Raw genomic sequence first — 24498 nt, 5'->3', positions numbered from 1 at the left:
TCTCCTCTATTCCGCCGCCTCAGCCTTGCGATAGCGCCCGGTGTAGTCGAACAGCTTTTCACGCACCTGCCAGTGGCGGCCCATCTTGCGCCCCACCACGAAGTCCGGTGCCCGCAGGCGACGCTGCTCGGCCATCACCTCATCCGGGGAAGTCGGACGCCAGGGGATTCCGGGCGCGCGCAGGTGGTCGCGCAGGAACACGGCGCCGAAGGCGGCGCGCTGGGCCGGGGTCTCCAGGGCGAACCATTCACTCAGGCTAGCCCCGTCCTCGTCATGGTAGGTCACCTTGAGCCGCGGCAGGCCACGGCCGTTCACGGTCGCCTCGAGCTGCATGCCACTGACGCGAAGCACCCGGGCATCCTTCAAGCGCAGCGCCTCCTTCAGCTTGTCGTCGGCGTCCACCAGCAGGGTGTCGCAGCCATGGCAGCGCCGGGCGGCGATATCGTTCTCCGCGCCGCAGTCGCCACAAACCTTGAAGCGAAAGCGATAGTCGCACTGCTGGTTGTCGATCAGCCCCTGGCAGCGGCGGCCGAAGTGCTCAATGACCAGCTCGCCGTCGCGCCGCCCCCAGTAGAGATTGGCGTGGCCGCAAGCGGGGCATTCGACCTGTACCGGTTCGGTATCCGAGGCCGGGCGGGGGCTACCCACCTCGGGTGCGTAGAGGTCCCAGGGATTGCCGGCGTAGTCGAGAATGAGGCAGTCGCGCTTGCCCGGCGAAGGCCGCAGGCCGCGACCGACGATCTGCTGGTAGAGACTCACCGACTCGGTGGGCCGCAGGATGGCGATCAGGTCGACGTGGGGGGCATCGAAACCGGTGGTCAGCACCGCGACGTTGACCAGGAACTTGAGCCGTCGGGCCTTGAACGCGGCGATGACCGCCTCGCGCTGCTGCGATGCCGTCTCGCCGGTAATCAGCGCCGCCTCACCAGCCGGCAGGTAGCCCAGGATTTCCTCGGCATGGGCCACCGTGGCGGCGAACAGCATCACCCCTTGCCGCTCCCGGGCACGCTCGATGACTTCGGCGACGATGCCCGGGGTCGCACGGCTGGCAGCCACCACTCGATTCAGCTCGTCTTCCCGATACAGTCCGCCGTTGGCAGGCCGAAGCGCCGAGAAATCATAGCGCAGTTCTTTACCATCCTTGAAAAGCGCCGCATCGACACGTGTCGGTGGAGCCAGATAGCCCTGCTTGACCATCAGTCGCAGGGGTTGCTCGAAGACGCAATCGCGGAAGAAGCAGTCGTCGTCACCACGCACCATGCCGTGATGGTGACGGTGGTAGATGAATCCCTGCCCCAGCCGGTAGGGCGTCGCCGTGAGGCCCAGGATCTTGAGGCTCGGATTGTGCCGGCGCAGCCGGTCTATCACCCGGCGGTAGCTCGAACCCTCGTCCATGGAGACACGATGACACTCGTCGATCACCAGCAGGGTGAAGGCGCCACGGGGGTGATCGCCGGCGGCGAAACGGTCGAGATTGCGCACCACCGACTGCACCGAGCCGAACACTACCTGGCGGGCGCTCTCCTTGAGTCCGAGGCCGGCGCTGAAGATATCGGCCTCGAGCCCGTAGTCGAGATACTTGGCATGGTTCTGTTCGACGAGTTCACGCACGTGGGCGAGCACCAGCACCCGCCCCCGGGCCAGCCTCGCCAGCTCGGCGATCACCAGCGACTTGCCGCTGCCGGTGGGCAACACCACCACGGCCGGCTCGTGGCCGGCGCGAAAGTGCTCGACGACCCGCTTCACCGCCTCCTGCTGGTAGGGGCGCAACGCAGGTTGACGGGCAGGCAGCGAAACAGTGGGCGACAACGTCATTGGCAGATCAGACATGGGCAGGTCAGGCATGGCGGCACGAAGCCGCCATCTTACCCGGTCAACGCAGCCATCGTCAGGCTTGACGGGGCCTCAGGGGAAATGGGGCTCCCTGCCCTCCATTCGGGCGGCCACGGCCTCCATCTGCTCCTCGCCGCCCAGCAGGCCACCCTGCAGGCGCGCTTCCAGAGCCAGCCGCTCCCGCTGAGGAAGCCCGGGGGCAAGCGTGAAAAGCTCGCGGGCGGCAGCCACCGCCTTTGGCGAGCGCGCCGCGACCGAAGCCGCGATAGTCCGGGCGATTTCCTGCGGGTCATCGGCAAGCCGGGTCACGATGCCGAGCGCCAGGCCTTCGGCCCCATCCAGCTTACGCCCCGTCCAGGCCAGCTCACGCAGGACGTCCGACCGAATATCACTCGCCGTTACACTGATGGCCATGTCCGGAATGATGCCCCAGACGATTTCCAACAGCGCCAGGCTGGCGTCGGGATGCGCCACCCGGATGTCCGCCCCCAGCGCAATCTGCAGACCGCCGCCGTAGACATGGCCATGCAGGGCGGCGATCACCGGCACCCCGGCGTCACGCCAGCCCAGCGCCAGGCGCTGTACCGGATTGATCCCCCGCTCATCGGCTGCCAGTAGCGAGGGCAATCGCTTTGGTTGCGTCATGATGGCCGCCATGTCGAGCCCTGCGCAGAAACTCTTGCCCTCTCCAGCCAGCACCACGGCACGCAGGCCGTCGAGCTCGGTCAGCCGCTGCTGCGCCGCGAGCAGGCCGTCGATCATCGCCCAGTCGAGCCCATTGTGCTCTCGCGCGCGCTTCAGGGTCACCTCGGCCACATGACTCGCAAAGGTGAGCATCACTCGGTCACAAAAAATTTCCTTTTTCATGCCGCCTTTCCATTCAAGGGCTTTTATGCAGTTTGGCGGCATCCAGGCAAATATTCAAACATCTGTTTTATTTCTCGACAGGCGGCTTCCCCAGCGCTCGTCTATAGTGGGAGTTCAGAGCCGTGTCAGACGAAAGCCGTAGTCCACTCATCGGGCAATGGGGGATGGTGGTAATGGTTTTCGTAATACCCAGCGAATGGAATCGTTGCCACAGCGGTTAAAAACGTCGTGGCAGTTGATGCAAATCATGTAAAACGGGCAATAAGGTCGCCAGTCTCCTGCCATGAAAGGACGCTGCTGCTCTACCCCGTTTAGAGGACACTGCCATGCCTGAAACTAGAACAAAGATCGCCAGGCTCGTATTGGTACTGGATGAATTGTTGACCTTGGCCGAGGCCCATGAGAAAGCCGAGCTATCCCGCTACCGCCAGCTCGCCTTCAGCTTCCTGACCTTCGATACTTCGGTAAGCCGCCTGATGGCATCCCTGGGCATCCAGTGTGAGATGCGCATCGAAGAGCTGCAACGCGTGTCCCGTCAGCTTGGGCTGACGGATGGGCTGACGGAATTGCCCACCCGCGGAGAGCAGCCCAGCGCCGCCCAGCCCTACTTCATCTGTAGTCCGGACATGGCAAGCGATGTCCTGGAACAGGCCATCATCGATGCGAAGTACTCGCTGCGGTTTCACCAGCATCTCCGCGAGGCCACCGCTATACCGGCGCTCTATCCCGCCATGTCGGTCATCATCAAGCAAAAGCAGGCGGAACATGCCGTACTTGAGGGTTTCATGAGTAGCCGAAGCTGCCTGGACCTGACAATGATGGCGTCATAGAACCCGTATCTTGAAAGTTACCATCCACCACGAAAACGAATGAGGCGACCTGACGGTCGCCTCATTCTTTTCACGCACTTGTTTCGCGCCCTTGCTTCACTGATGCCTGTCAGTCCAACCAGACCCGAGCGTTGCGGAACAGCCGCATCCAGGCGCCGTCCTGGCTCCACTCCGCCGGACGCCAGGAGTTGGTGACGGCCCGGACCACCCGCTCCGGATGCGGCATCATGATCGTTACCCTGCCATCCGGCGTCGTCAGACCGGTAATGCCGGAGGGTGAACCGTTGGGGTTGGCAGGATAGTGGCTGGTCACCTGGCCGTAGTTGTCCACGTAGCGCAGCGCCACCTGGGTCCCGACCTGCATGCTGCGCAGGTGGGCGCTGTCGCGGAATTCCGCACGCCCCTCCCCATGGGCCACAGCGATCGGCAGGCGTGAGCCCTCCATGCCAGCCAGCAGGATCGAGGGGCTCTTCTCCACCTGGACCATGGCCACCCGCGCCTCGAACTGCTCGGACTCATTGCGCACGAAGCGCGGCCAGTCTTCGGTGCCGGGAATCAGCTCCCGCAGCTGGGCGAACATCTGGCAGCCGTTGCAGACGCCCAGGCCGAAGCTGTCGTCCCGGGCGAAGAAGGCGGCAAACTGCTCGCGAGCCCGCTCGTTGAACAGTACCGACTTGGCCCAGCCGCCGCCGGCGCCCAGCACGTCGCCATAGGAGAAGCCGCCACAGGCAACCAGGCCCTTGAACGACTCGAGACCGACGCGCCCCTCGAGGATATCGCTCATATGCACGTCAACGGCCTCGAAACCCGCACGGTCAAAGGCCCAGGCCATTTCCAGCTGGCCGTTCACGCCCTGTTCGCGCAGGACTGCCACCGCCGGTCGAGCCGTATTCACGTAGGGCGCGGCGATATCCTCATCCACGTCAAAGGCAGGACTCGCGGAAAGACCCGGGTCGCGGCTGTCGAGCAGACCGTCGAACTCACTCTTGGCGCACTCCGGATTGTCGCGCAGTGCCTGCATCCGGTAGCTGGTCTCGGCCCAGGTGCGCTGGGCCAGCAGCCGCGTGGTCTCCAGCAGCGGCTCCTCGAAGAGGGTCACGCGGACCTGATCGTCGTAGCGCGGCCGGGCGATGACGCCGCAGGTCTCGATACCCGCGCCGGCGAACTGGGCCAGCACCTCTTCCGTGTATTGACGATTGACCTGAATCACCGCACCGAGCTCCTCGGCAAACAGCGCATCCACGGCGTCGGCCGGCTCGTCGATCAACCAGTCGAGCTTGATCTCCAGGCCAGCGTGGGCGGCAAAGGCCATCTCCAGCAGCGTCACCAGAAGCCCGCCGTCACTGCGATCGTGATAGGCGAGCAGCTTGCCGTCACGGTTGAGGCCCTGGATCACCGCGAAGAACGCCTTGAGGTCCTCCGGGTCGTCCAGGTCGGGGCAGGCATCACCCACCTGGCCATAGACCTGGGCCAGGGCCGAGCCGCCCAGGCGATTCTTGCCAGCGCCCAGGTCGATCAGGATCAGGTCGGACTCGTCCTGCTCCAGGTTGATCTGCGGCGTCAGGGTGGCCATGGCATCGGTAACCGGGGCAAAGCCGGTAACGACCAGGGAGAGCGGCGAGGTGACACTCCGCTCTTCCGGCTCGCCCTTGGCGTCCTGCGTCGTCCAGGCGGTACGCATCGACATGGAGTCCTTGCCCACCGGAATCGCGATGCCCAGCGCCGGGCAGAGCTCCATCCCCACGGCATGGACAGCGTCGTACAACGCCTGGTTTTCGCCGACGTGGTCGGCGGCGCTCATCCAGTTGGCGGAGAGCTTGATATCACCCAGCTTGGCGATGGGCGCCGCCGCCAGGTTGGTGATCGCCTCGGCGACCGCCAGCCGTGCGCTGGCGGCGGGATCGATCAACGCCACCGGCGGCCGCTCGCCCATGGCCATAGCCTCCCCGGCATGGGTATCGTAGCTGGCGGTGGTCACCGCCACGTCGGCCACGGGCACCTGCCAGGGGCCGACCATCTGGTCGCGGGCCACCATGCCGGTGATGGAGCGGTCGCCGATGGTGATCAGGAAGCCCTTGGAAGCGACGGTGGGCAAGCGCAGCACGCGCTCCATCGCCTCGCGCAGGTCCAGGTTGTCGAGCATCACCCCCGACAGATCCCGGCTTTCCCGCTCGAATTCGCGCTGCATCTTCGGTGGCTTGCCGAACAGCACGCTCATGGGCAGGTCGACCGGCTGGCTTTCGAAATGGCCGTCGCGCACTTCCAGGTGATGGGCCTCGATGGCCTCGCCGACCACGGCATAGGGGCAGCGCTCCCGGGCACAGAGCGTCTCGAAGGTCTCCAGGTCCTCCGGCGCCACCGCCAGCACATAGCGTTCCTGGGCCTCGTTGCACCAGATCTCCAGCGGGCTCATGCCCGGCTCGGCATTGGGCACGGCACGCAGATCGAAGCGCCCGCCACGGTTGCCGTCCTTGACCAGCTCCGGCAGGGCATTGGAGAGGCCGCCTGCGCCCACATCGTGGAAGAAGCAAATGGGGTTGGCCTCGCCCAGGGCCCAGCAGCGATCGATCACCTCCTGGGCGCGGCGCTCGATCTCGGGGTTCTCGCGCTGCACCGAGGCGAAGTCGAGATCGGCACTCGAGGTGCCGGAGGCCATGGAGGAAGCGGCGCCGCCGCCCAGGCCGATCAGCATGGCCGGGCCACCCATGACGATCAGCTTGCCACCGACGGGAATCACGCCCTTCTGGACATGGCCATCGCGAATGTTGCCGTAGCCGCCGGCGATCATGATCGGCTTGTGGTAGCCACGCCGCTCGATGCCCCCGGCGCCCATGGCATCCTGTTCGAAGGTGCGGAAGTAACCGGCAAGGTTGGGGCGCCCGAACTCGTTGTTGAAGGAGGCGCCGCCGATGGGGCCCTCGAGCATGATCGAAAGCGCCGACTGCATCCGGTCCGGCTTGCCGTAATCGAAGGCTTCCCAGGGCTGCACGAACTCGGGTATGCGCAGATTGGAAACGGTAAAGCCGGTGAGGCCCGCCTTGGGCTTGCCGCCGATGCCCGTGGCGCCTTCGTCACGGATCTCGCCACCGGCACCGGTAGCGGCCCCGGGATAAGGCGCGATGGCCGTGGGATGGTTGTGCGTTTCCACCTTCATCAGAATGTGAATCGGCTCGTGCTGCGCGCCGTAAACGGCACGCTCGGCAGCCTTGCCGGTCAGCGGCGCCGGAAAGAATCGACCCGCCTCGCTGCCCCGGATCACGGCGGCATTGTCGCTGTAGGCCGAAAGGATATCGTCCGGCGAGGCATTGAAGGTGTTCTTGATCATCTTGAACAGCGAGTGCGGCTGCGCCTTGCCGTCCACCACCCAGTCGGCATTGAAGATCTTGTGGCGACAATGCTCGGAGTTCGCCTGGGCAAACATCATCAGCTCGACGTCGGTGGGATTGCGCGCCAGCTCCTGGAAAGCGGCCAGCAGGTAGTCGATCTCGTCGTCGGCCAGGGCCAGCCCCAGTTCGCCGTTGGCCGCCTCCAGGGCGCCGCGGCCGCCTTCGAGGACATTCACCTGACCCAGCGGTGCCGGCTCATGATGGGCAAAGAGCCTGGCGGCATCGGAGGCATCGGCCAGCACGTTCTCGGTCATGCGGTCGTGCAGGGTCTCCACGATGGTGGAAAAGGCGGTCTCGGACATCGGCGCCCTGAGCACGACACGGTAGGCGATGCCCCGCTCCAGGCGACGGATCTTCGCCAGGCCGCAGTTATGCACGATATCGGTGGCCTTGGACGACCATGGCGACTGGGTGCCGATTCGCGGCACCACCAGAAACAGCTGCCCCTCGGCGCCAAGATCATTCGCGCCTTCACTCTGGATACCATAGTCGAGCAGGCGGTCGAGGACCTGTCGCTCATCGTCGGACAGCTCACCGTCATGATCGACGAAATGCACGTAGTTAGCGTGCAGGGACTCGACCTCGGGAACCCGCGCGCGCAGGGCAGCCAGCAGCTTGTCGTGACGGAAAGCGGAAAGGGCAGGCGCGCCTCGAAGTTCGAGCATGTCTTTGGAGCCTCTGAAGCAAGCGTAGGAAGGGGCCGCATACGCGGCGCAGAAAGCCGACATGATACTGGAAAGCGGGGGCGGGACGAAATCCGGCGGATGACACTGGCTGCTTGTAACGTTATCGTAAAGCCCTCATCGCCGATCGTCGCCTAAATGCCCAAACCCATGAGTCGACAAGCGCAGTACCGTCTGCGCCTTGCTGCCCTGCTGCTGCTGGGTGTCATGCTGTTCCTGCTACCCTACCGGCACTTCACCCCGCCAGACGACCTCCTCGAGGCTGTGCGTGAGCGGGATTTTCTCAGCGTGCATACCCGAAACACGCCTACCACCTACTATGAAGGCCGCCATGGCCCGACCGGCTTCGAGTATGAACTGATGCGGCGCTTTGCCGACCACCTCGAGGTCAGCCTCACCCTGGACGCCAGCCACCACATCATGAGTGTGATCGACACCGTGCGCCGGGAAGGGGATCTGGGCGCCGCCACGCTGCCCCTGGATCCGACCCTGGAAGGCCTGATATTCAGCCGGGCTATGTTCGACCTGCAGCCAGTGCTGGTCTATCGGCGCGGCTTGCCCCCGGTCAAGAGCCCGGAAGGACTGGCCGGCCTGGAAATCGGCACCATCCGCGGCTCCGGCGCCGACCAGGCGCTACGCGAGCTGCAGGCCGAGTATCCCGAGCTCGGCTGGCGTGAATCGCCGGAAGTCGAAGTTCCCGAACTGCTCAGTCGCGTGGAGAGTGGTAATCTCGATGCGGCCGTGGTCTATGACCACCAGTTCCGCATCAACCGCATCTTCTTCCCCGGCGTCGAGCGCGGCTTTCCCATCGGCGAGCCGCTCTCCATGGCCTGGGCCTTTCCCGCCCTGGGCGGCCTGCGGTTGCAGCAGGAGGCCAATCGATTCCTCGAGCAGTTGCAGCACGAAGGGGTTCTTGACGACCTGGTCGAACGCCACTTCGGTCACGACGACTACCTGGAATATGTGGGTGCCCGGGTCTTCATCGCCCACCTGCATGAGCGCCTTCCCGACTATACGGCCCTGTTTCGAGAGGCAGCCCGCAACACCGGCTTCGACTGGAAGCTTCTGGCGGCACTGGGCTACCAGGAGTCGCACTGGGACCCCGAGGCCACCTCCCCCACCGGCGTGCGCGGCCTGATGATGCTGACCCTGCCCACCGCCGGCGAGATGGGCGTCGATGACCGCCTGGACCCGGCCCAGAGCATTGATGGCGGCGCCCGCTACCTGCGACACATCAAGGATCGCTTACCCGACTCGATCCAGGGCGAGGACCGGCTGTTCATGGCCATGGCCGCCTACAATGTCGGCCTGGGCCACCTCTACGACGCCCGCCGTATCACCGAGCAGCTCGATGGCGACCCCGACCGCTGGAAGGACGTCCGCGAAGCCCTGCCTCTGCTGCAGAAACGCGAATGGCACAGCCAGACCCGCCATGGCTATGCCCGTGGGGGCGAGCCTGTCATCTATGTACGCAATATCCGCCGCTATTACGAGATCCTGACCTACGTCGATCGCAGCCAGCAGCAGTATCTACAGCTCAACGACCTGAATGGCGAAGCCGCCGATGACGATGGCCTGCTGTTCGATATCGTGCCCCCCATTCGTTGAGAATCGCGACCTGAACTTCACGCCTCAATGACGACGGGCTTGGCACGCTAGCCACTGGCGCATCCTGATTCGTCTTTCTTTGCACTCTCACGGCGTGCCTCGAAGAATGCCTTGAGCAGTTGCGACGCTCGCGTGGCGAGCAGCCCACCTTCCACCTGCACCCGGTGGTTGTACCAGGGCTGAACGAAGAGATTGGCCTTGGACTCGACCATACCGGTACGCGGCTCCGCCGCACCATAGACGACCCGGGCCAGACGCGCGTGAATGATCGCTCCGGTACACATCAGGCAGGGTTCGAGGGTGACGTACAGCGTGCAGCCGTCGAGTCGGTAGTTGCCCAGCCGGGCTCCCGCGTCACGCAGTGCGCGAACCTCGGCATGGGCGCTGGGGTCGTGGCACGACACCGGCGAATTGTAGCCGGCTCCAACGATCTCGCCGGCCGCATCCACCACCACCGCACCCACCGGCACCTCGCCGGCAGCCAGCCCTTCCCTCGCCTGGTCGAGCGCCCGATGCATGTAGAATTCGTCACTGCGCATCGGTTCGGACTCCGTGTATGCTGATACTATTAAACAATCGTATGATACACCCCTGAGGATGCCCATGAGCGACGCCCTGAATGCTCTCGTTGCCTTGCTCGGCCTGGAAGAGATCGAGGAAAACCTGTTTCGCGGCCACAGCCAGGACCTTGGCCTGCCCCAGCTGTTCGGTGGCCAGGTACTCGGTCAAGCGCTCTCGGCCGCCACGCAAACAGTGGATGCCGAGCGACAGGTTCATTCACTGCACGGCTACTTCCTGCGGCCCGGCGACCCCCATCGCCCGGTAGTCTATCAGGTCGATGCCGTACGCGATGGCGCCAGCTTCACCACGCGACGCGTCACCGCCATCCAGAAGGGACGCCCGATTTTCTTCTGCAGCGCCTCCTTCCATGGCAGCGAGCAGAGCATGGCCCACCAGATGGCCATGCCCGAGGTCACCCATCCCGAAGACCTGGACAGTGATCCCTCGGCTCGGCTGGAACGTTTCCCCGGCCACCCCATCGAGTTTCTCCACCTGGGAGACGAGGCCGAGACGGGTCAGCCCTCGCGCAAGCGGCTCTGGTTTCGCCTGACCGGCGATATGCCCGACGACCCCGCCCTGCACCGCTACTTGCTGGCCTACAGCTCGGATTTCAACCTGCTGACCACGGCGCTGGTTCCTCACGGGATAACCTTCCGCGACCCCAGGCTGCAGATCGCCAGCCTCGACCACGCGCTGTGGTTCCATCACGACGTGAAGATCAACGACTGGCTGCTGTACGACATGGACAGCCCCTGGGCCGGCGGGGCACGGGGCTTCGCTCGTGGCAGCATCTATGACCGCGATGGTCGACTGGTGGCCTCAACCGCCCAGGAGGGGCTGACCCGCCTGCGCTCATGATCGGCCATTGAGGTGGGCCGCCACGTGCAGGTCACAGAGGCGGCCCGTTGACGCTGTCGTATCAAGCCTGGATACCGGGCTCCTCCAGTCGCTCGCGGGGCACCGCACGTGGTGGCGGTACATCGGTGGAGAGCTCGATCTCGTGCTCTTCCCCCTCCTGCCAGTAGCGCAGCCGGGCATCTTCGCCCCGGGGGGTGTCGCGTACCAGTTCAAGAAACTGCATGGGCGTGGTCGGCACCTCACCGTTCACTTCGAGTATCAAGGCACCGGGTTCCATACCGGCCTCTGCGGCGGGTCCGCGTGTATCGCTGACCAAGACGCCCTCCCGGTCGGGCAGGCTTAGCGCTTCGCGCAAGTCATCGTCCGCCGGCGTGACCGTGATACCCAACGCAGCCACCACTTGATCGTCCAGTCCTTCGTACTCAATCTGCCGCGCCGCCTCCAGCACCTGGGGAGCCACGTGGATGCTTGCCCCCGCATAGAGCGCCAGAGCGATGGCATCGCTGGGCCTGCTGTCGATTCGCACCGGCTCATCCCAACCCTCGACGCGCAGCTCCAGCATCCCAAGGAAGGTATGATCGACAATGGCATCGACATAGATCCGCTCCAGGGTCACTTCGATGCCTGAAAGGACGTCTCCGAGCAACTCGTGGGTCATTGGGCGCCGGGAGCGCTCGCCGCCCAGGCCGTGCAGGATGGCAGCGGCCTCATTGGGACCGATGAAAATTGGGATGACATCCTGGGTGCCCGGCTCGCGTAACAGCACCACCGGCGGCCCACCAAAGCCGGCCACGCCCACGGTGGCAATCTCGACCTCGACCATGTCTTCAGGTTCGGCGGCAAGTTCACGGGCACCGGCCACTTGCGTGCCAAGCAGCAGTAGTCCGCCCAGAAACAATGACGCAAGGTAGCGCAAGAACAGTGACAGTTTCATAAGCCTCCTCGAATACCGGCCTGCGGCAATAGGGGTGTCCCATCAGGATGGCACCCGGCCTCGAACTCTGCCATGAGGCTATCACCACGAGCCGATCTCCGGTGATAACGTATCGGGACAATAACAGGAGCCAAGCCCATGAACCGCCAGACCCACCCGCTGCTGTCCCGTCGCCCCTTCAACGAGAAAGGCAAGGTCGTCACCGCAGAGGAGGCCATCGAGCTGATCCGCGATGGCGATGCCGTGGCCACGGGCGGCTTCGTCGGCATTGGCTTTGCCGAACACTTGGCCGTGGCACTGGAACAGCGCTTTCTCGAGACCGGTCAGCCGCGGGATCTCACGCTGATGTATGCGGCGGGTCAGGGGGATGGCAAGACCCGAGGGCTCAATCACCTTGGCCATGAAGGGCTGGTGGCCAAGGTGATCGGCGGGCACTGGGGGCTCGTGCCGGCACTGCAGAAACTTGCTATCGAGGGGCGCATCCAGGCCTGGAACCTGCCCCAGGGCGTGATCTCGCACCTGTTCCGCGACATCGCCGCCGGCAAGCCCGGCACCCTGACGCGGGTCGGTCTCGGCACCTTCGTCGACCCGCGTCTGGGTGGCGGCAAGATCAACGACGCAACCGTGGACGAGCGAGTCACGCTATTGCCCATCAATGGCGAGGAGTACCTTTTCTATCCGGCCCTGCCGCTGCAGGTCGCACTGCTGCGCGGCACGACAGCCGATACCCTGGGCAACGTGACCATGGAGCGTGAGGCCCTGGTGCTGGAGTCGCTGGCCATCGCCACGGCGGTGCGCAACTCGGGAGGCGTGGTGATCGTCCAGGTGGAGAGAGTTGCCGAGCGCGGCACCCTGCACCCCAAGGACGTACGTATACCCGGCATCCTGGTGGACTGCATCGTGATCTGCGATGAGCCGGAACATCACTGGCAAACCTTCAGTACCGCGTATAACCCGGCCTTCTCAGGGGAGATCAAGGCCCCCATGGCCGTTCCCGAAACGCTGGCGCTCTCTGCCCGGAAGATCATCGCCAGGCGCGCGGCCTTCGAACTGATTCCCAACAGCGTGGTGAACCTGGGCATCGGCATGCCCGAGGGGATCAGCTCGGTGGCCAGCGAAGAACGCATCCTGGAACTGCTGACCCTGACCGCCGAACCCGGCGTGATCGGCGGCCTGCCCGCCGGCGGGCTCAACTTCGGCGCCGCGCTCAATACCCAGGCGATCATCGACCAGCCTGCCCAGTTCGACTTCTATGACGGTGGTGGCCTGGACATCGCCTTCCTGGGCATGGCCCAGGTCGATGCCGCAGGCAACGTCAATGTCTCGAAGTTCGGCACTCGCCTGGCCGGCGCCGGAGGCTTCATCAATATCAGCCAGAATGCCCGCAAGGTGGTGTTCATGGGCACCTTCGTGGCCACGAAGGAAGCGCTCGCCATCATCGAAGGCGGGCTGCGGCTTCCCGAGGGCGGCATGCACAAGTTCGTCACTGAGGTGGAGCATCGCACCTTCAGCGGCCAGCTTGCCGCAGCAGACGGCAAGCCGGTGCGCTACGTCACCGAACGCTGTGTCTTCGAACTCACCACGGCGGGCATCCAGTTGATCGAGATCGCTCCAGGCGTCGACCTGGACCATGACATCCTGGCCCTGATGGATTTCACGCCGCTGATGCCCACGCCACCCAGGGTGATGGATGAACGCATCTTCCGCTCCGCCCCCATGGGCCTTCGGGAGCTGCTGCTGGAGCTACCCCTGGCACAACGCTTCCACTTCGACGAAGCCGCCGACGTGCTGTTCATCAACTTCGAGAACCTCAAGGTCACGTCTCCGGAAGATATCGCCACGATCCGCGATACCGTGGAAGCCTGTCTGGCGCCACTGGGTCGAAAGGTGTATGCCGTCGTCAACTATGACCACTTCCGTATCGACGAATCCCTGCTCGCTGACTACACGGCCATGGTCAGCGACCTCGAGCACCGCTTCTATCATCGGGTCACCCGCTATACCACCAGCAGCTTCATGCGCAGGAAGCTCGGCCATGCCCTGGAGGAGCGCGCCGTGGCACCTCATATCTACGAGAGCGCCCAGGAGGCGCGCCAGCACCTAAAGGAGGATGAGGCCTGACCGCAGCCTCACCGGTCAAATACTCATCTCGGCCGTGGCCGGCCTCTTTATGGACCCGGCAGGTCAAGCGCTGAGTCAAGGCAGCCTCAGCACCTCTCGAAATCCGCCCCAGATCATGCGCTTGCCATCGAAGGGGTGGTTAGCCGGATCCATCATGTCGGCCATTCGCGGGTCTTCCATCACCTTGGCGTTGATACGATCGCGCTCTTCGCGCGAGGCGTAGAGGATCCAGGAAAAGATCACCGTCTCTCCCGGCTCCAGCTTGACGCTCTGGGGGAAGGAAGTGTGCTCTCCCGGCTTGACGTCGTCGGCCACACATTCCACGTACTCCAGCGCTCCGTGCTCGCGCCAGACCTCGCCGGCCCGTCGGGCCATGTCCAGATACGGCTTGAGGTTCCCTTCGGGAACCGGCAATACGAAACCATCGACGTAGCTCATGGGAATGTCTCCTGAGTGGTAAGTCTGGGGCGGCCAATAAAGGCCTCACCCCCCTTTCGAACCAGCCAGCGACGAATCGACACCGGCAGCGTTCGCCAGCACCTCGCGCAGGCGGCGCTCGAGGAAACGCCGCTCGGCACCGTGGGTCACGAGTTTCAGCGCCTGGCGGTAATGCGCCGCCGCCTCATCATGGCGGCCCAGCCGTCGCAGCAGGTCGGCGCGTGTCGCGGGCAACAGGTGATAATCGGGCAGGTGGATCTTCTCGAGTTGCTCCAGGCCCGCTTCCAGCCCATCGGCCATGGCGATCGCCACGGCCCTGTTGAGTGCCACTACCGGTGTGGGCTGGATGGCATAAAGCAGACTGTAAAGCGAGGCGATACGCCGCCAGTCGGTCTCTGCCGGCGTCAGCGCCTGAGCGTGCAGCGCGGCAATGGCGGCCTGCACCGCATAGCCGCCGGGCACGCCACCGCGCAGCGCTATCTGCACATGGGCACTCCCCTCCTCGATCTCATCGAGGTGCCAGCGCGCGCGATCCTGCTCCTCCAGCAGCACGATGTCACCGCTATCGTCGGTACGGGCATCGCGCCGGGAATGGTGCAGCAACATCAGCGCCAACAGGCCGCGCGCCTCGCGCTCCGCCGGCAGCAGCCGCACCAGCATTCGTCCCAGGCGAATCGCTTCGGCGCAGAGGTCGCCACGCACCCAGTCGTCGCCGAAGCTGGACGCGTAGCCTTCGTTGAAGATCAGGTAGATCACCGCCAGCACCGACTCCAGGCGCTCGCCCAGGGCCGTGTCGTCGGGCACCTCGAAGGGAATGCCGGCGTCGCGAATCTTGGCCTTGGCCCGCACCAGCCGCTGGGCCAGGGTCGGCACCGGCACCATGAAGGCGCGGGCGATTTCCTCGGTACGCAACCCGCCCAGGGCATGCAGCGTCAATGCCACCTGGGCCGGTCGTGCGAGGGCCGGATGGCAGCAGGCGAAGATCAGGCGCAGGCTGTCGAGCGGCTCGGCCTCGAGGTCGCGCTCGAGCATCAGCGCCAGGTGCTGGCGCAGTTCGTCGCCCTTGCGCTCGCGCATCTGCTGATGACGCAACTGGTCGACCACCTTGTGGCGGGCCGTGGAGATCAGCCACGAGGTCGGGTTCGGTGGCCAGCCCTGCGCCGGCCACTGCACCATCGCCGCCTCGAAGGCCGCCTGCACGGCATCCTCCGCCAGTTCGAAGTGACCGAACCGGCGAATCAGGCTGGCCAACACACGGCCATACTCACGGCGATAGAGATCGTCCAGGGTCACTCAGGCCCCTCATAGTCGATAGGCGGGGTCCACCGGTCTTACCTCGACAGAACCGCCGACCCTTAGTGGCGGAATACGCCGGGCCAGCGACAAGGCCTCGTCCAGGTCGCGGCACTCCACCACATGGAATCCGCCCAGCTGTTCGCGACTCTCGGCGAAGGGGCCGTCCAGTGTCACCACCTTGCCGTTCTTCTCGCGCAACGTGGTGGCACTGTCCACCGACTGTAGCCGGGCACCGCCGCGGTAGTGGCCGCTGGTGACCATCTCCTGGATCAGGGCATTATAGTCGTTCATGACCTCGTCTCGCTCGGCATCCGGCAGGCCGCTCCACAGCGCCTCGTCGATACAGCACATCAGCATGTATTGCATGGCATTGTCTCCTGATAAGCGCAGCCTCATGGCTGCCTGATGAGAGATCGAACGGCGGCACGATGAATCGACAGGCCAGGCGACTCGTGGGTGATGACTTCAGGCCGTCTCGACCATCCGTGCCGGAGCCAACTCGGTGACCAGGGCATCCGTCAATGCCACCAGCAACCCCTGCTCATCGGCGTTATCCTCAGTGATCAGCCTGACTTCGGCATCGGGCAGCAATGGCAGGCCATGCTCGGATGAAAGCGCGACCAGCCCCGGCCCCAGTTGACTGACGGGCATGGGAGCAATGGCAAAACCGCTGGCGGCGGCGGCGCGCATGCCAGCACCACTCATGCACAGCACGACTGTGTGCTGCACGATTCCCGCCATCGCCAATTGCGCCAGGGCGATTTCCCGATACGGGCATGGCTCGGGGAAAAGTGCCAGGGGCAGCGGCGAAGGAAGCTCCCAAGGCTCGCCTTCGGCCCAGGCCCAGGCCAACGGCTCCCGCCAAAGACAGATGCCTGCCTCCTGCTCTCCACACTGCGCCCCCAGTACCATATCGAGGTGGCCTTGGCGCATGGAGGCCAGCAAGTCTGATGGAATGCCAACCCGCACCTCGATGCTTGTCAGAGAGTGACGCTTCGTAAAGCGTTTCAGTGTCCTCATTAGCCGCTCATGGGCAAGATCCTCAGACACACCCAGGCGCAGGCAGCCATGAAAGGACGAACTCGCAAGCTGTGCTATGGCATCTCGATTGAGGCTCAGCATTGCTCGGGCATAGCTCAGCAGACTCTCGCCATCCGGCGTCAGCTGGAAACTTCGCGTCGTTCGCTGCAGCAGCGGCTTGCCAAGCTGTGATTCCAGGCGGCGCAGATGCCCGCTGATCGCAGGCTGGGTAAGATGCAATCGGTTGGCCGCGGCAGTGAAACTGCCCTCCTCGACAATTGTTACGAAACTACGGAGCAGCAATAGATCAAGCATTATAATAATCCGCTATAAATAAGGGATCGTGTTTATTATGTATTAACTAAGCACGCATCCCGACTGGAAATGAAAGATAGCAGATAAATAAAGAAGTACCGTGCTTCGTCAGCAACAGCTCGCTTCAGAGCGCATGTTCACTGGATGAATTTTCTCGCAATATTTTCTCCAGGGGTCAGGCATCCGCCGTGGCCGGCGGATTGGTGTCGCGGCGCGAAGCGCCGCGGTGAAACAGTAAGGCGCCGAGGACCACCAGCGCCGCCGCCAGGCCCAGGAAGGGCGGAATCGACTCCCCCAGCAACGTGACGGCGATCAGCGTGCCGACCAGGGCAGCCACCATGCCGATCTGACTGAGGTAGACGGGTCCGGCAATCTTCTGCAGCACGAAGTAGAAGACGTAGAGCACGGTGAAGACCATGGCTTCCACCAGCAGCAGACGAATCACTTCCCAACCGAGCAGCTGCCGTACTTGTCCTGATTCGAACGCCAGCACGAAGGGGGCGAGCGTCAGCGCTCCGCCCAGCAACATCAGTGCCGCCAGGTACACCGCCCCTGTCTCACCGGGCCAGCGCAGGGTGCGATAGATATTGCCCAGCGCAAGGATCAAGGGAATCGCCAGAACCAGGGCAGCCCAACCCTGGGCGCCCTGCATACCGCCTGCCTTGGCCCATGCCAGCAGCACTCCGCCAGTCAGACCCAACATGACACCCAGCAGCCGCAGCGCATTGACGCGCTCCATGCCCAGTCCTACCGCCAGCATCCAGGTCAAGAGAATCGGAAAGGCGAAGCTGAGCGAGATGAAGCCGGCACCCACGTGGCGTACCGCCAGGAAGACCAGTGCATTGGGCAGGGCGAACAGCGCACCCGAAATCAACGCATATTCGAGAATGCGCCGATTGAGTCTCATCGGCTGGCGCTGTACGGCTGCCAGCGCCAGTAGCAGTAGGCCGGCACCGGCCACCGCCACCATCAGGAAGCTCAAGCGCGGCGCGCCGGCATTGTCGGCGAGCTTGGCCACGACCAGCGAGAGAGCCAACAGGCTGCCGACCAGCAGCAGGCAGCCCAGAGCGTACCAGCCGGCACGGTTGCCTGGTGATGTGGAGTTCGCCATGATAGGGCTCCTATAGAACGGCAAAAAGAATCTTGCCAAAAAGTATCTTTATGGAAAGATAATCATAGCCATGAACCGTGTCAAGCAAGCCATTGCTCAATGGCAACAGGAAATGCCCGATCTCGACCTGCTGCCGATGGAGGTGGTGGGATATTTGAAGACCATGCAGTCGCTCACCCAGGAGCGGCTGCAGGCTTTCTTCAAGGAGTACGGCCTGCAGGCAGGAGAGTTCGACGTACTGGCGACGCTGCGGCGTTCGGGAGCCCCCTATTGCCTGGGACCGACTCAGCTCTTCGAGACGCTGATGATCTCGTCCGGGGGCATGACCAGCCGGCTGGACCGGCTGGAGAAAGCAGGCCTGATCAGGCGTTCGCCGAATCCCGAGGATCGGCGCGGGACGCTGGTGTCACTGACCGAAGAGGGCCTGGCGCTGATGAACCGAATGGTCCCACGTCACGTGGAGAACGAAGCCAGGATGCTTGCGGCTCTCAGCTGCGAGGAGCAGCGAGCCTTGAGTGAACTGCTGGGCAAGCTGTTGGAAGGGCTGGCCGACGAGGCCTGAGCCGGCCGAGCTAGACGAGTGCCAGCTCCCCCTGAACCAGCCCCCGCTCGTGCTCCACCAGCCAGCGCTTGCGCGGCAGCCCGCCACCATAGCCGGTCAGAGTGCCGTTGGCGCCGATCACCCGATGGCACGGCACCACGATGGCCACCGGGTTGGCGCCATTGGCCAGGCCCACGGCGCGGCTGGCGCCGGGGCGCCCGATCCGCGCAGCCAGCTCACCGTAGCTGATCGTGGTGCCGGCCGGGATTCCGCGCAGCGCCTGCCATACCTGGCGCTGGAACTCGGTGCCGCCGGTGGCCACCGGCAGCGCATCGAGGTGGGACGGGTCGCCGGCGAAGTAGGACTCGAGGGCCTGGAGAATGGCACCAGGCGCCGTGCCCTTGACGAGTTCGTAGCGGCGGTAGTGCCGCGCCAGCAGGCGGTGCAGCCGCTCGTCATGGCTATCGAATTCCAACGCCCGAAGTGCGCCCTGGTCATCGCCGACCAGGCACAGTTCCCCCACCGGGGACGGCAGTCGATCAGTCCAGAGTCGCATCGCACTACTCCCGTTGCGGATTTGCTTGCGTGGTGGCGGCATCGGCATGCCATAGGTGCATCACGGCGTAGGCACGCCAGGGCCGCCATGCCTCGGCACGCGCAAGCAGCTCACGCGGCGTGGGCCGCCGGCCCTGTTCCGCCAGCGCCCGCTGCAGCGCCACGTCCGAAGGTAGGAAGGCATCGCTCTCCCTCAGTCCGCGCATGGCGATGTAGTGAGCCGTCCATGCGCCGATGCCGGGCAAGGCGCACAGGTGGGCCACGGTGTCGTCGAGATCCCGCCGCTCGAACAGCTGCGGCCGCTCACGGTAGGCCAACGCCAACCCCACCAGGGCATTGGCTCGCGCGCCGGGCATGCCGAGCGCCTTGATCTCATCGAAGGTGAAGCGTTCGGGCAATGGGAACAGTCGGTCGAGGCCTGGCGCTGCCTGCCCTGCAACCCGTTCGCCGAGGCGTTCGACCAGGCGTCCGGCCAGCCGGGTCGCGGCATCGACACTGACCTGCTGGCCGAGGATCGCCCGCACAGCGACCTCGAAAGGGTCCCACCCACCCGGCACGCGCAGCCCGGGGCGGCTCGCCACGAGCGGCGCCAGCGTGACATCGCGGCCAAGTCCCAGGCATATCGCCTCAGGATCGGCCTCCAGGTCGAACAGCCGCTGCAGCCGGGCCGTGACGCCAGACAGGGCCGCGGCCTCGGGCAGCCGGATCGAAGCGAGCAAGGCGTTGTCGGCGGGAACATGTTTCACACTTACGCTACCGACCGCCTCGCCCACCCGGAAGACCCGGTGATAGCACTCCCCATCGATGCGCTCGAGCCCCGGTATGGTCCGGCGCGCCAGGAAGGCCAGTATCGCCTGCCAGTCATAGGGTGGCCGATACGGCAAGTTCAGCGTCAGCTCGGGCAGGTGGGAAGCTTCACCGGGGCGCCCGGTTTCGGTCGAGAGATTCATCGCTCCATTCTAGCCTGAGGGCAGCGGATGGCTGGCGTTTTTTCAGATATGAATGTCAACGCCAAGTGGCTCTCCAAAATCTCCCAAAACTGGCTCTTATCAAGGAACCAGCTTCGTCTCACACTGGGTGGCACCCACCAGAAAACGCGAGGAGCCATCCATGTCCATCCGCCATGCCACCCTGGACGATCTAGAACCGCTCAGCGCACTGCTCGACGGCTACCGGCAGTTCTATCGCCAGAAACCGGACCTCGCGGGCGCACGGCAATTCCTTCAGGCACGCCTGGAGCTTGGCGACTCGCACATCCTGGTCCACGAGAGCCCCGCGGGAGAGCTGCAGGGCTTCGTTCAGCTCTACCCGCTGCTTTCCACCGTGCGCCTGGCGCCGCTGTGGCTGCTCAATGACCTGTTCGTCGCACCCCAGGCACGTCGCAGCGGTGTCGGCCGAGCCTTGATGCTGGCCGCCAGGGAGCTTGCCGGTTCTCATGGCGTCGGCCACCTCAAGCTCGCCACCGAGATCGACAATCGAACCGCCCAGGCGCTCTACGAGTCATTGGGCTGGCAGCGCGATACCACCTTCTATCACTACGGCCTGCTGTTCGACACGCAAGCAGACCAGGGCTGAGCGGAGGCGCCATGTACGTTCCCCCATCGATGCGTCTCGACCGCGAACAGGCCTGGGAGCTGATCGACCGGCACGGCTTCGCCGCCCTGGTCGATGCCGAGCTGTCGGCCACTCACCTGCCCCTGATGCTGGAGCGCAGTGAAGGCGAACTCGGCACGCTTTACGGCCACTTCGCCCGCGCCAACCCCCAGTGGCGTACGCTGGATGGCAACCGGGCGCTGGCGATCTTCAGCGGCCCCCATGCCTACATATCGCCGTCCTGGTACGCCAGCCAGCCCGCCGTGCCCACCTGGAACTACCTGGCCGTGCATGCCACGGGCAGCATCGAAGTGTTGAATGACGAGGACACGCGGACACTGCTCGACCGCAGCCTGGCGCACTACGAGCCCGCGCTGCTCGATTCGCTGGGCCGCGAGCGCGAGTATCTGAGCAAGATGCAGTCCGGCGTGGTCGGCTTTCGCCTTCGCATCGAGACGCTCACGGGCAAGGCCAAGCTCGGCCGCCAGCGCTCCCGGGCCGACCAGGAAGGCGTCGAAGCGGCCCTGGCCGAAAGCCGCGATCCGCAGGCACGCCTGCTATGGCGCCATATGCAGAAGCTGGCGAAAGAGGAGCAAGGTACATGAGCCCGAGCGATGCGCTGCGCAACGAGCATGGCCAGCCGGTCGGCGCCGCCCTGCCCGCCTGGCAGCCGGCACGCCGGCCCGATCGTATGGCACTGCAGGGTTGCCGGGTTCACCTCGAGCCACTGGCGCCGGAACGTCATGCCGATTCGCTGCATGCCGCCTTCCTGGCCCCCGGCGAAGGCCCACACGACACCCCCGAGGCGCGCTGGACCTACTCCGGCGGCATGCCGTTCGCCGATGCCGGGCAGTACCGCACCTGGCTGGAGGCCAGGTCGGAAAGCGACGACCCGCTGTTCTATGCCATTGTCGAGACGACTGAGGCCATCGTCGAGACGGCTGACGAGCGGACACCCGGCCGGGCGCTGGGCCTGGCCAGCTACCTCAACATCGTCCCGGAGCACGGCAGCATCGAGGTCGGCCACATTCACTTCACGCCAGCTCTACGACGCACGCCGGCAGCCACGGAAGCCATGCTGCTGATGATGCGCCACGCCTTCGCACTGGGCTACCGGCGCTACGAATGGAAATGCAATGCGCTCAACGCCGCCTCACGGCGTGCCGCCGTGCGCCTGGGCTTTCGCTTCGAGGGTATCTTCCGCCAGCATCGGGTGGAGAACGGGCATAGCCGCGATACCGCCTGGTTCTCCCTGCTCGACAGTGAATGGCCAGCCGTCGAGGCGCGCCTGGAACGCTGGCTAGCGCCGGAGAACTTCGAGGCGGAGGGAAGGCAGCTGAGCTCGCTGTCGGCGCTGACGCAGAAGTGCCGCTGACCACTAGTCGCTTGTCAATTCACACCACGCCTGGGCCAACCAGCGACCGGCCCGCTCGATCTCGTCTTCGACAGTACCGGCATAGCCCAGCACCAGCCCAGGCCTGCCTGCGATCAGGTAGTAGCTCGATAGCGGCGACAGTGAGATCCCCTCGCCCGCCGCTCGATCGACAAGGTGGCGCTCATATTCGGCATCGTCGAGCCAGGCCACGAGGTGCATGCCGGCCTGCCCTTCGGATAGCCGCAAGCCACGCGCCACGGCCGGTGCCAAGGCCTCGCGCAGCATGGCCTGGCGCCTGCGGTAGCAGTCGCGCATGCGACGCACATGGCGAGAAAAATGGCCTCGTGCAATGAACTCGGCCAGGGCGGCCTGAACGGCGTACTGCCCCTCGCGATGGAGCCGTGCATTGGCCCGCCGAAACGGCTCGACCAGCGGCTCGGGCAGCACCAGGTAGCCCAACCGCAGGCCGGGGTACATCACCTTGCTGAAGGTGCCCACATAGATGACCCGCGCGTCTTCCACCAGCCCCTGCAGGGCGGCAACAGGCCGCTGGCCATAGCGAAATTCACTGTCGTAGTCGTCCTCCACGATCCAGGCCCCGTGTCGCTCGGCGGCTTCAAGCAACGCCAGCCGCCGGGCGAGACTCATGGTCACGCCGCTGGGATACTGGTGCGAGGGTGTAACGTAGATCAGCCGCGGATGCCCCGGATCGTCGAGGGCCTCGATCTGCATGCCCTCACCGTCTACCGGCACCGGCTGCATATCGAGACCCGCCGCCGCGAAACAGGCCTGGGCGCCATGGTAGCCCGGCTCCTCGAGCCATACTTCATCGCCGCTGTCGCTCAACAGTCGCACGATCAGTTCGAAGCCCTGCTGGGCCCCCTGCACGATCAGGATCTGCTCGGGGCGACATCGCACCGAGCGTGACAGCTGCAGATAATCGGCCAGCGCCTCGCGCAGCGACGGAACACCGCCCTGAACCTGATAGGCGAGCCAATCCATGGGCATGTGTTGCAGGTGACGGCGCACCAAACGCTGCCACTGGGCATGGGGAAAGCGGTCCAGCGCCGGCACGCCGGGCACGAAGGCAGGGTGGCGCCCTTGCCGGGCAGGACAGTAGGCAAGCAACGCCGTGCCCCGTGCGGAGAGGTTCACGCTGCCATCCACTACCGATGGCGATGACGCGGTGTCAGCTGTCGTCTCAAGCTGGAACGGCAGGTCGGCAACGAATGTGCCCGAACCATGGCGGGTTACCAGGAAACCTTCCGCCAGCAGCTGGTCGAAGGCGGCCAGTACCGTATTGCGCCCCAGGCCCAGTTCCTGGGCCAACTGCCGGGTGGAGGGCAGTCGCTGGCCGCTGACCAGTCGCCCCGCCTGAATCCATTCGCGCAAGGTGTGATAGAGGCGCGAGGTCAAGGGCTGTGTCGATGGCTTGCCCAGCGCCAGGTCCAACGCATCGGACAGTCCGTCAGCCTGTTCCAGCAGAGCATATCCGCTGGACGGCACGCCCTTAACGACCCCGCTCATCCGCAACGACCCGGTTGCGCCCGGCTCGCTTGCCTTCATAGAGATTCTGATCGGCGCGATGCAGGATAGCTTCCACCGTTTCTTCGGTACCGTGGAATGCCGACACCCCACAGGTAATCGACACACTGAAGCGATTGCCTTCTTCCGACATGAATGCCTGTTCAAATACCAGCTGGCGCACCTTTTCCGCCACACCCACGGCCTCCTTGAGGCCGGTTTCAGGCAGCAGCAGGGCAAACTCTTCGCCACCGAGCCGGGCAGGAATGTCGTTCGTGCGCAACCTTTCGCGCAATAGCGCGCCCACGCTTACAAGCACCTGGTCGCCGGCGGGGTGACCATGGGTGTCGTTGATGCGCTTGAAGTAATCGAAATCGAACAGCACCACCGATGTCGGCCTGCCGTAACGCCGGTAGCGAGCCAGCTCCTGCACCAGTCGCTGCATGAAATAGCGTCGGTTGAACAGCGCGGTGAGTTCATCTGTGCGCGACAGCTGGCGCAGGCGCAGCTCGAGCTTCTTCTGTTCGGTGATGTCGCGCACGGTGCCGATCAGGATCTGATCGTCCCCTTCCGGCACGTTATCAGCCAGCTCATGAACCCAGCGGATCTCGCCATCAGGCCGAATGATTCGATGCACGACATCATGCTGTCCCTTTTGATGCGCACGCACGATGGCGGCTTCTACACTCTCCAGGTCCTCGGGGTGAACCATGGCTTTGAAGCCAAGAAGGCTAGGCGTGAAGCTCTTGGGGTCGACGCCAAAAATGTCGTAAATCACCTCGGACCAGAAGAGGTCGCCGGTCTTGAGGCTCAGGCGCCAGTAACCCAACCGGGCGATGCGCTGAACCCGATTCAGGGTGTACTTGAGATGAGCGATCTCCTCGTGCGCCTCCTCGAGTTCGCGCCGGACCTGCTCGCAGGAGACAGCGGGAGAGCCACCATCATGGCTCTCTCCTTTCGGGCGCTCACGCTTGCTATTGTTATGCGAGGCCTTCATGACATCTCTATCGCCACTTCGATGAGTGGAACGCAGCATACCTTTTTGCCTT

General features: G+C 64.5%; 22 protein-coding genes. 8 read left to right on the top strand and 14 right to left on the bottom strand.

From position 1 onward, the window contains the following. Positions 1 to 6: 6 nt before the first annotated feature. Both KZO25_RS05740 and KZO25_RS05735 read right to left on the bottom strand, forming a co-directional pair. Entirely contained in the window at positions 7 to 1830 is a 1824-nt protein-coding gene (locus KZO25_RS05740; RefSeq protein WP_262488860.1) for a DEAD/DEAH box helicase, read from the bottom strand. Between the two features lie 75 nt (positions 1831 to 1905). Beyond that, positions 1906 to 2700 carry a crotonase/enoyl-CoA hydratase family protein gene (locus KZO25_RS05735; RefSeq protein ID WP_223136248.1) on the bottom strand — a complete coding sequence of 265 codons (795 nt, stop codon included), beginning with the start codon at positions 2698 to 2700 and terminating at the stop codon, positions 1906 to 1908. Between the two features lie 326 nt (positions 2701 to 3026). On the opposite strand from KZO25_RS05735, the gene KZO25_RS05730 reads away from it, so the two are divergent. Further along, on the top strand, positions 3027 to 3530 hold the full coding sequence (locus KZO25_RS05730) for a hypothetical protein (protein ID WP_223136247.1): 504 nt from the start codon (positions 3027 to 3029) through the stop codon (positions 3528 to 3530). A gap of 109 nt (positions 3531 to 3639) precedes the next feature. On the opposite strand, the gene purL is transcribed toward KZO25_RS05730, so the two are convergent. Continuing rightward, positions 3640 to 7581 carry a phosphoribosylformylglycinamidine synthase gene (purL, locus tag KZO25_RS05725; protein WP_223136246.1) on the bottom strand — a complete coding sequence of 1314 codons (3942 nt, stop codon included), beginning with the start codon at positions 7579 to 7581 and terminating at the stop codon, positions 3640 to 3642. 168 nt (positions 7582 to 7749) lie between these two features. Here purL and mltF point away from each other — a divergent pair, with 168 nt between their 5' ends. Beyond that, positions 7750 to 9207 (top strand): membrane-bound lytic murein transglycosylase MltF, encoded by a 1458-nt coding sequence (gene mltF / locus KZO25_RS05720; RefSeq protein WP_262488859.1) that lies wholly within the window; start codon positions 7750 to 7752, stop codon positions 9205 to 9207. A gap of 47 nt (positions 9208 to 9254) precedes the next feature. Here mltF and tadA read toward each other — a convergent pair whose 3' ends face one another. Continuing rightward, positions 9255 to 9746: a tRNA adenosine(34) deaminase TadA gene (tadA, locus tag KZO25_RS05715; protein WP_223136244.1), complete on the bottom strand. Its 492-nt coding sequence runs from the start codon at positions 9744 to 9746 to the stop codon at positions 9255 to 9257. A gap of 64 nt (positions 9747 to 9810) precedes the next feature. Between tadA and KZO25_RS05710 the strand changes: the two genes are divergently transcribed. Beyond that, positions 9811 to 10626: an acyl-CoA thioesterase gene (locus KZO25_RS05710; protein ID WP_223136243.1), complete on the top strand. Its 816-nt coding sequence runs from the start codon at positions 9811 to 9813 to the stop codon at positions 10624 to 10626. 61 nt (positions 10627 to 10687) lie between these two features. Here the strand turns inward: KZO25_RS05710 and KZO25_RS05705 are convergent, their stop codons facing one another. Then, entirely contained in the window at positions 10688 to 11560 is an 873-nt protein-coding gene (locus KZO25_RS05705; protein WP_223136242.1) for a bifunctional nuclease domain-containing protein, read from the bottom strand. A 138-nt stretch (positions 11561 to 11698) separates the two neighbouring features. On the opposite strand from KZO25_RS05705, the gene KZO25_RS05700 reads away from it, so the two are divergent. Then, positions 11699 to 13681, top strand: coding sequence for an acyl CoA:acetate/3-ketoacid CoA transferase (locus tag KZO25_RS05700; RefSeq protein WP_223136241.1), 1983 nt, complete (start codon positions 11699 to 11701; stop codon positions 13679 to 13681). 75 nt (positions 13682 to 13756) lie between these two features. Here KZO25_RS05700 and KZO25_RS05695 read toward each other — a convergent pair whose 3' ends face one another. The 5 genes from KZO25_RS05695 to KZO25_RS05675 all read right to left on the bottom strand — a co-directional run bounded on the left by KZO25_RS05695 (position 13757) and on the right by KZO25_RS05675 (position 17861). Further along, a complete protein-coding gene (locus KZO25_RS05695; RefSeq protein ID WP_223136240.1) occupies positions 13757 to 14119 on the bottom strand; it encodes a DUF1428 domain-containing protein in 363 nt (120 codons plus the stop codon). Positions 14120 to 14164: 45 nt separating this feature from the next. Beyond that, entirely contained in the window at positions 14165 to 15412 is a 1248-nt protein-coding gene (locus KZO25_RS05690) for an RNA polymerase sigma factor (protein WP_223136239.1), read from the bottom strand. Between the two features lie 9 nt (positions 15413 to 15421). Further along, entirely contained in the window at positions 15422 to 15781 is a 360-nt protein-coding gene (locus tag KZO25_RS05685) for a YciI family protein (protein ID WP_223136238.1), read from the bottom strand. 99 nt (positions 15782 to 15880) lie between these two features. Continuing rightward, entirely contained in the window at positions 15881 to 16750 is an 870-nt protein-coding gene (locus tag KZO25_RS05680; RefSeq protein ID WP_223136237.1) for a LysR family transcriptional regulator, read from the bottom strand. A gap of 175 nt (positions 16751 to 16925) precedes the next feature. After that, positions 16926 to 17861, bottom strand: coding sequence for a DMT family transporter (locus tag KZO25_RS05675; RefSeq protein ID WP_223136236.1), 936 nt, complete (start codon positions 17859 to 17861; stop codon positions 16926 to 16928). 70 nt (positions 17862 to 17931) lie between these two features. Here KZO25_RS05675 and KZO25_RS05670 point away from each other — a divergent pair, with 70 nt between their 5' ends. Next, positions 17932 to 18423, top strand: a complete 492-nt coding sequence (locus KZO25_RS05670) for a MarR family winged helix-turn-helix transcriptional regulator (RefSeq protein WP_223136235.1) — start codon at positions 17932 to 17934, stop codon at positions 18421 to 18423. A gap of 10 nt (positions 18424 to 18433) precedes the next feature. On the opposite strand, the gene ogt is transcribed toward KZO25_RS05670, so the two are convergent. Both ogt and KZO25_RS05660 read right to left on the bottom strand, forming a co-directional pair. Continuing rightward, entirely contained in the window at positions 18434 to 18958 is a 525-nt protein-coding gene (ogt, locus tag KZO25_RS05665; protein ID WP_223136234.1) for a methylated-DNA--[protein]-cysteine S-methyltransferase, read from the bottom strand. A 4-nt stretch (positions 18959 to 18962) separates the two neighbouring features. Continuing rightward, positions 18963 to 19907, bottom strand: coding sequence for a DNA-3-methyladenine glycosylase family protein (locus KZO25_RS05660; protein ID WP_223136233.1), 945 nt, complete (start codon positions 19905 to 19907; stop codon positions 18963 to 18965). A gap of 160 nt (positions 19908 to 20067) precedes the next feature. Here KZO25_RS05660 and KZO25_RS05655 point away from each other — a divergent pair, with 160 nt between their 5' ends. Genes KZO25_RS05655 through KZO25_RS05645 form a run of 3 tightly spaced genes read left to right on the top strand, consistent with a single transcriptional unit; the run spans position 20068 to position 21925 of the window. Further along, positions 20068 to 20532, top strand: coding sequence for a GNAT family N-acetyltransferase (locus tag KZO25_RS05655; RefSeq protein WP_223136232.1), 465 nt, complete (start codon positions 20068 to 20070; stop codon positions 20530 to 20532). A gap of 11 nt (positions 20533 to 20543) precedes the next feature. Next, positions 20544 to 21155 carry an FMN-binding negative transcriptional regulator gene (locus KZO25_RS05650; protein ID WP_223136231.1) on the top strand — a complete coding sequence of 204 codons (612 nt, stop codon included), beginning with the start codon at positions 20544 to 20546 and terminating at the stop codon, positions 21153 to 21155. Further along, on the top strand, positions 21152 to 21925 hold the full coding sequence (locus KZO25_RS05645; RefSeq protein ID WP_223136230.1) for a GNAT family N-acetyltransferase: 774 nt from the start codon (positions 21152 to 21154) through the stop codon (positions 21923 to 21925). Before KZO25_RS05650 ends, KZO25_RS05645 begins: the two co-directional genes overlap by 4 nt. A gap of 3 nt (positions 21926 to 21928) precedes the next feature. Here KZO25_RS05645 and KZO25_RS05640 read toward each other — a convergent pair whose 3' ends face one another. Together KZO25_RS05640 and KZO25_RS05635 are read right to left on the bottom strand one after the other, a co-directional pair. Beyond that, on the bottom strand, positions 21929 to 23452 hold the full coding sequence (locus KZO25_RS05640; protein ID WP_223136229.1) for a PLP-dependent aminotransferase family protein: 1524 nt from the start codon (positions 23450 to 23452) through the stop codon (positions 21929 to 21931). Further along, positions 23436 to 24446 (bottom strand): GGDEF domain-containing protein, encoded by a 1011-nt coding sequence (locus KZO25_RS05635; protein WP_223136228.1) that lies wholly within the window; start codon positions 24444 to 24446, stop codon positions 23436 to 23438. Before KZO25_RS05635 ends, KZO25_RS05640 begins: the two co-directional genes overlap by 17 nt. Positions 24447 to 24498 lie beyond the last annotated feature (52 nt).

Source organism: Halomonas sp. ANAO-440, from assembly GCF_019915905.1.
GTDB lineage: Bacteria > Pseudomonadota > Gammaproteobacteria > Pseudomonadales > Halomonadaceae > Halomonas > Halomonas chromatireducens.
This window is presented reverse-complemented; position numbering and strand designations above follow the sequence as displayed.

What these genes read in the sequence shown, in the direction of transcription:
- KZO25_RS05710 (WP_223136243.1), top strand. Translation starts at nt 9,811, where the DNA reads ATGAGCGACGCCCTGAATGCTCTCGTTGCCTTGCTCGGCCTGGAAGAG.
- KZO25_RS05700 (WP_223136241.1), top strand. Translation starts at nt 11,699, where the DNA reads ATGAACCGCCAGACCCACCCGCTGCTGTCCCGTCGCCCCTTCAACGAG.
- KZO25_RS05660 (WP_223136233.1), bottom strand. Translation starts at nt 19,907, where the DNA reads ATGAATCTCTCGACCGAAACCGGGCGCCCCGGTGAAGCTTCCCACCTG.
- KZO25_RS05655 (WP_223136232.1), top strand. Translation starts at nt 20,068, where the DNA reads ATGTCCATCCGCCATGCCACCCTGGACGATCTAGAACCGCTCAGCGCA.
- KZO25_RS05735 (WP_223136248.1), bottom strand. Translation starts at nt 2,700, where the DNA reads ATGAAAAAGGAAATTTTTTGTGACCGAGTGATGCTCACCTTTGCGAGT.
- KZO25_RS05705 (WP_223136242.1), bottom strand. Translation starts at nt 11,560, where the DNA reads ATGAAACTGTCACTGTTCTTGCGCTACCTTGCGTCATTGTTTCTGGGC.
- mltF (WP_262488859.1), top strand. Translation starts at nt 7,750, where the DNA reads ATGAGTCGACAAGCGCAGTACCGTCTGCGCCTTGCTGCCCTGCTGCTG.
- KZO25_RS05645 (WP_223136230.1), top strand. Translation starts at nt 21,152, where the DNA reads ATGAGCCCGAGCGATGCGCTGCGCAACGAGCATGGCCAGCCGGTCGGC.
- KZO25_RS05730 (WP_223136247.1), top strand. Translation starts at nt 3,027, where the DNA reads ATGCCTGAAACTAGAACAAAGATCGCCAGGCTCGTATTGGTACTGGAT.
- KZO25_RS05640 (WP_223136229.1), bottom strand. Translation starts at nt 23,452, where the DNA reads ATGAGCGGGGTCGTTAAGGGCGTGCCGTCCAGCGGATATGCTCTGCTG.
- KZO25_RS05675 (WP_223136236.1), bottom strand. Translation starts at nt 17,861, where the DNA reads ATGGCGAACTCCACATCACCAGGCAACCGTGCCGGCTGGTACGCTCTG.
- KZO25_RS05680 (WP_223136237.1), bottom strand. Translation starts at nt 16,750, where the DNA reads ATGCTTGATCTATTGCTGCTCCGTAGTTTCGTAACAATTGTCGAGGAG.
- KZO25_RS05685 (WP_223136238.1), bottom strand. Translation starts at nt 15,781, where the DNA reads ATGCAATACATGCTGATGTGCTGTATCGACGAGGCGCTGTGGAGCGGC.
- tadA (WP_223136244.1), bottom strand. Translation starts at nt 9,746, where the DNA reads ATGCGCAGTGACGAATTCTACATGCATCGGGCGCTCGACCAGGCGAGG.
- KZO25_RS05695 (WP_223136240.1), bottom strand. Translation starts at nt 14,119, where the DNA reads ATGAGCTACGTCGATGGTTTCGTATTGCCGGTTCCCGAAGGGAACCTC.
- purL (WP_223136246.1), bottom strand. Translation starts at nt 7,581, where the DNA reads ATGCTCGAACTTCGAGGCGCGCCTGCCCTTTCCGCTTTCCGTCACGAC.
- ogt (WP_223136234.1), bottom strand. Translation starts at nt 18,958, where the DNA reads ATGCGACTCTGGACTGATCGACTGCCGTCCCCGGTGGGGGAACTGTGC.
- KZO25_RS05635 (WP_223136228.1), bottom strand. Translation starts at nt 24,446, where the DNA reads ATGAAGGCCTCGCATAACAATAGCAAGCGTGAGCGCCCGAAAGGAGAG.
- KZO25_RS05670 (WP_223136235.1), top strand. Translation starts at nt 17,932, where the DNA reads ATGAACCGTGTCAAGCAAGCCATTGCTCAATGGCAACAGGAAATGCCC.
- KZO25_RS05740 (WP_262488860.1), bottom strand. Translation starts at nt 1,830, where the DNA reads ATGTCTGATCTGCCAATGACGTTGTCGCCCACTGTTTCGCTGCCTGCC.
- KZO25_RS05650 (WP_223136231.1), top strand. Translation starts at nt 20,544, where the DNA reads ATGTACGTTCCCCCATCGATGCGTCTCGACCGCGAACAGGCCTGGGAG.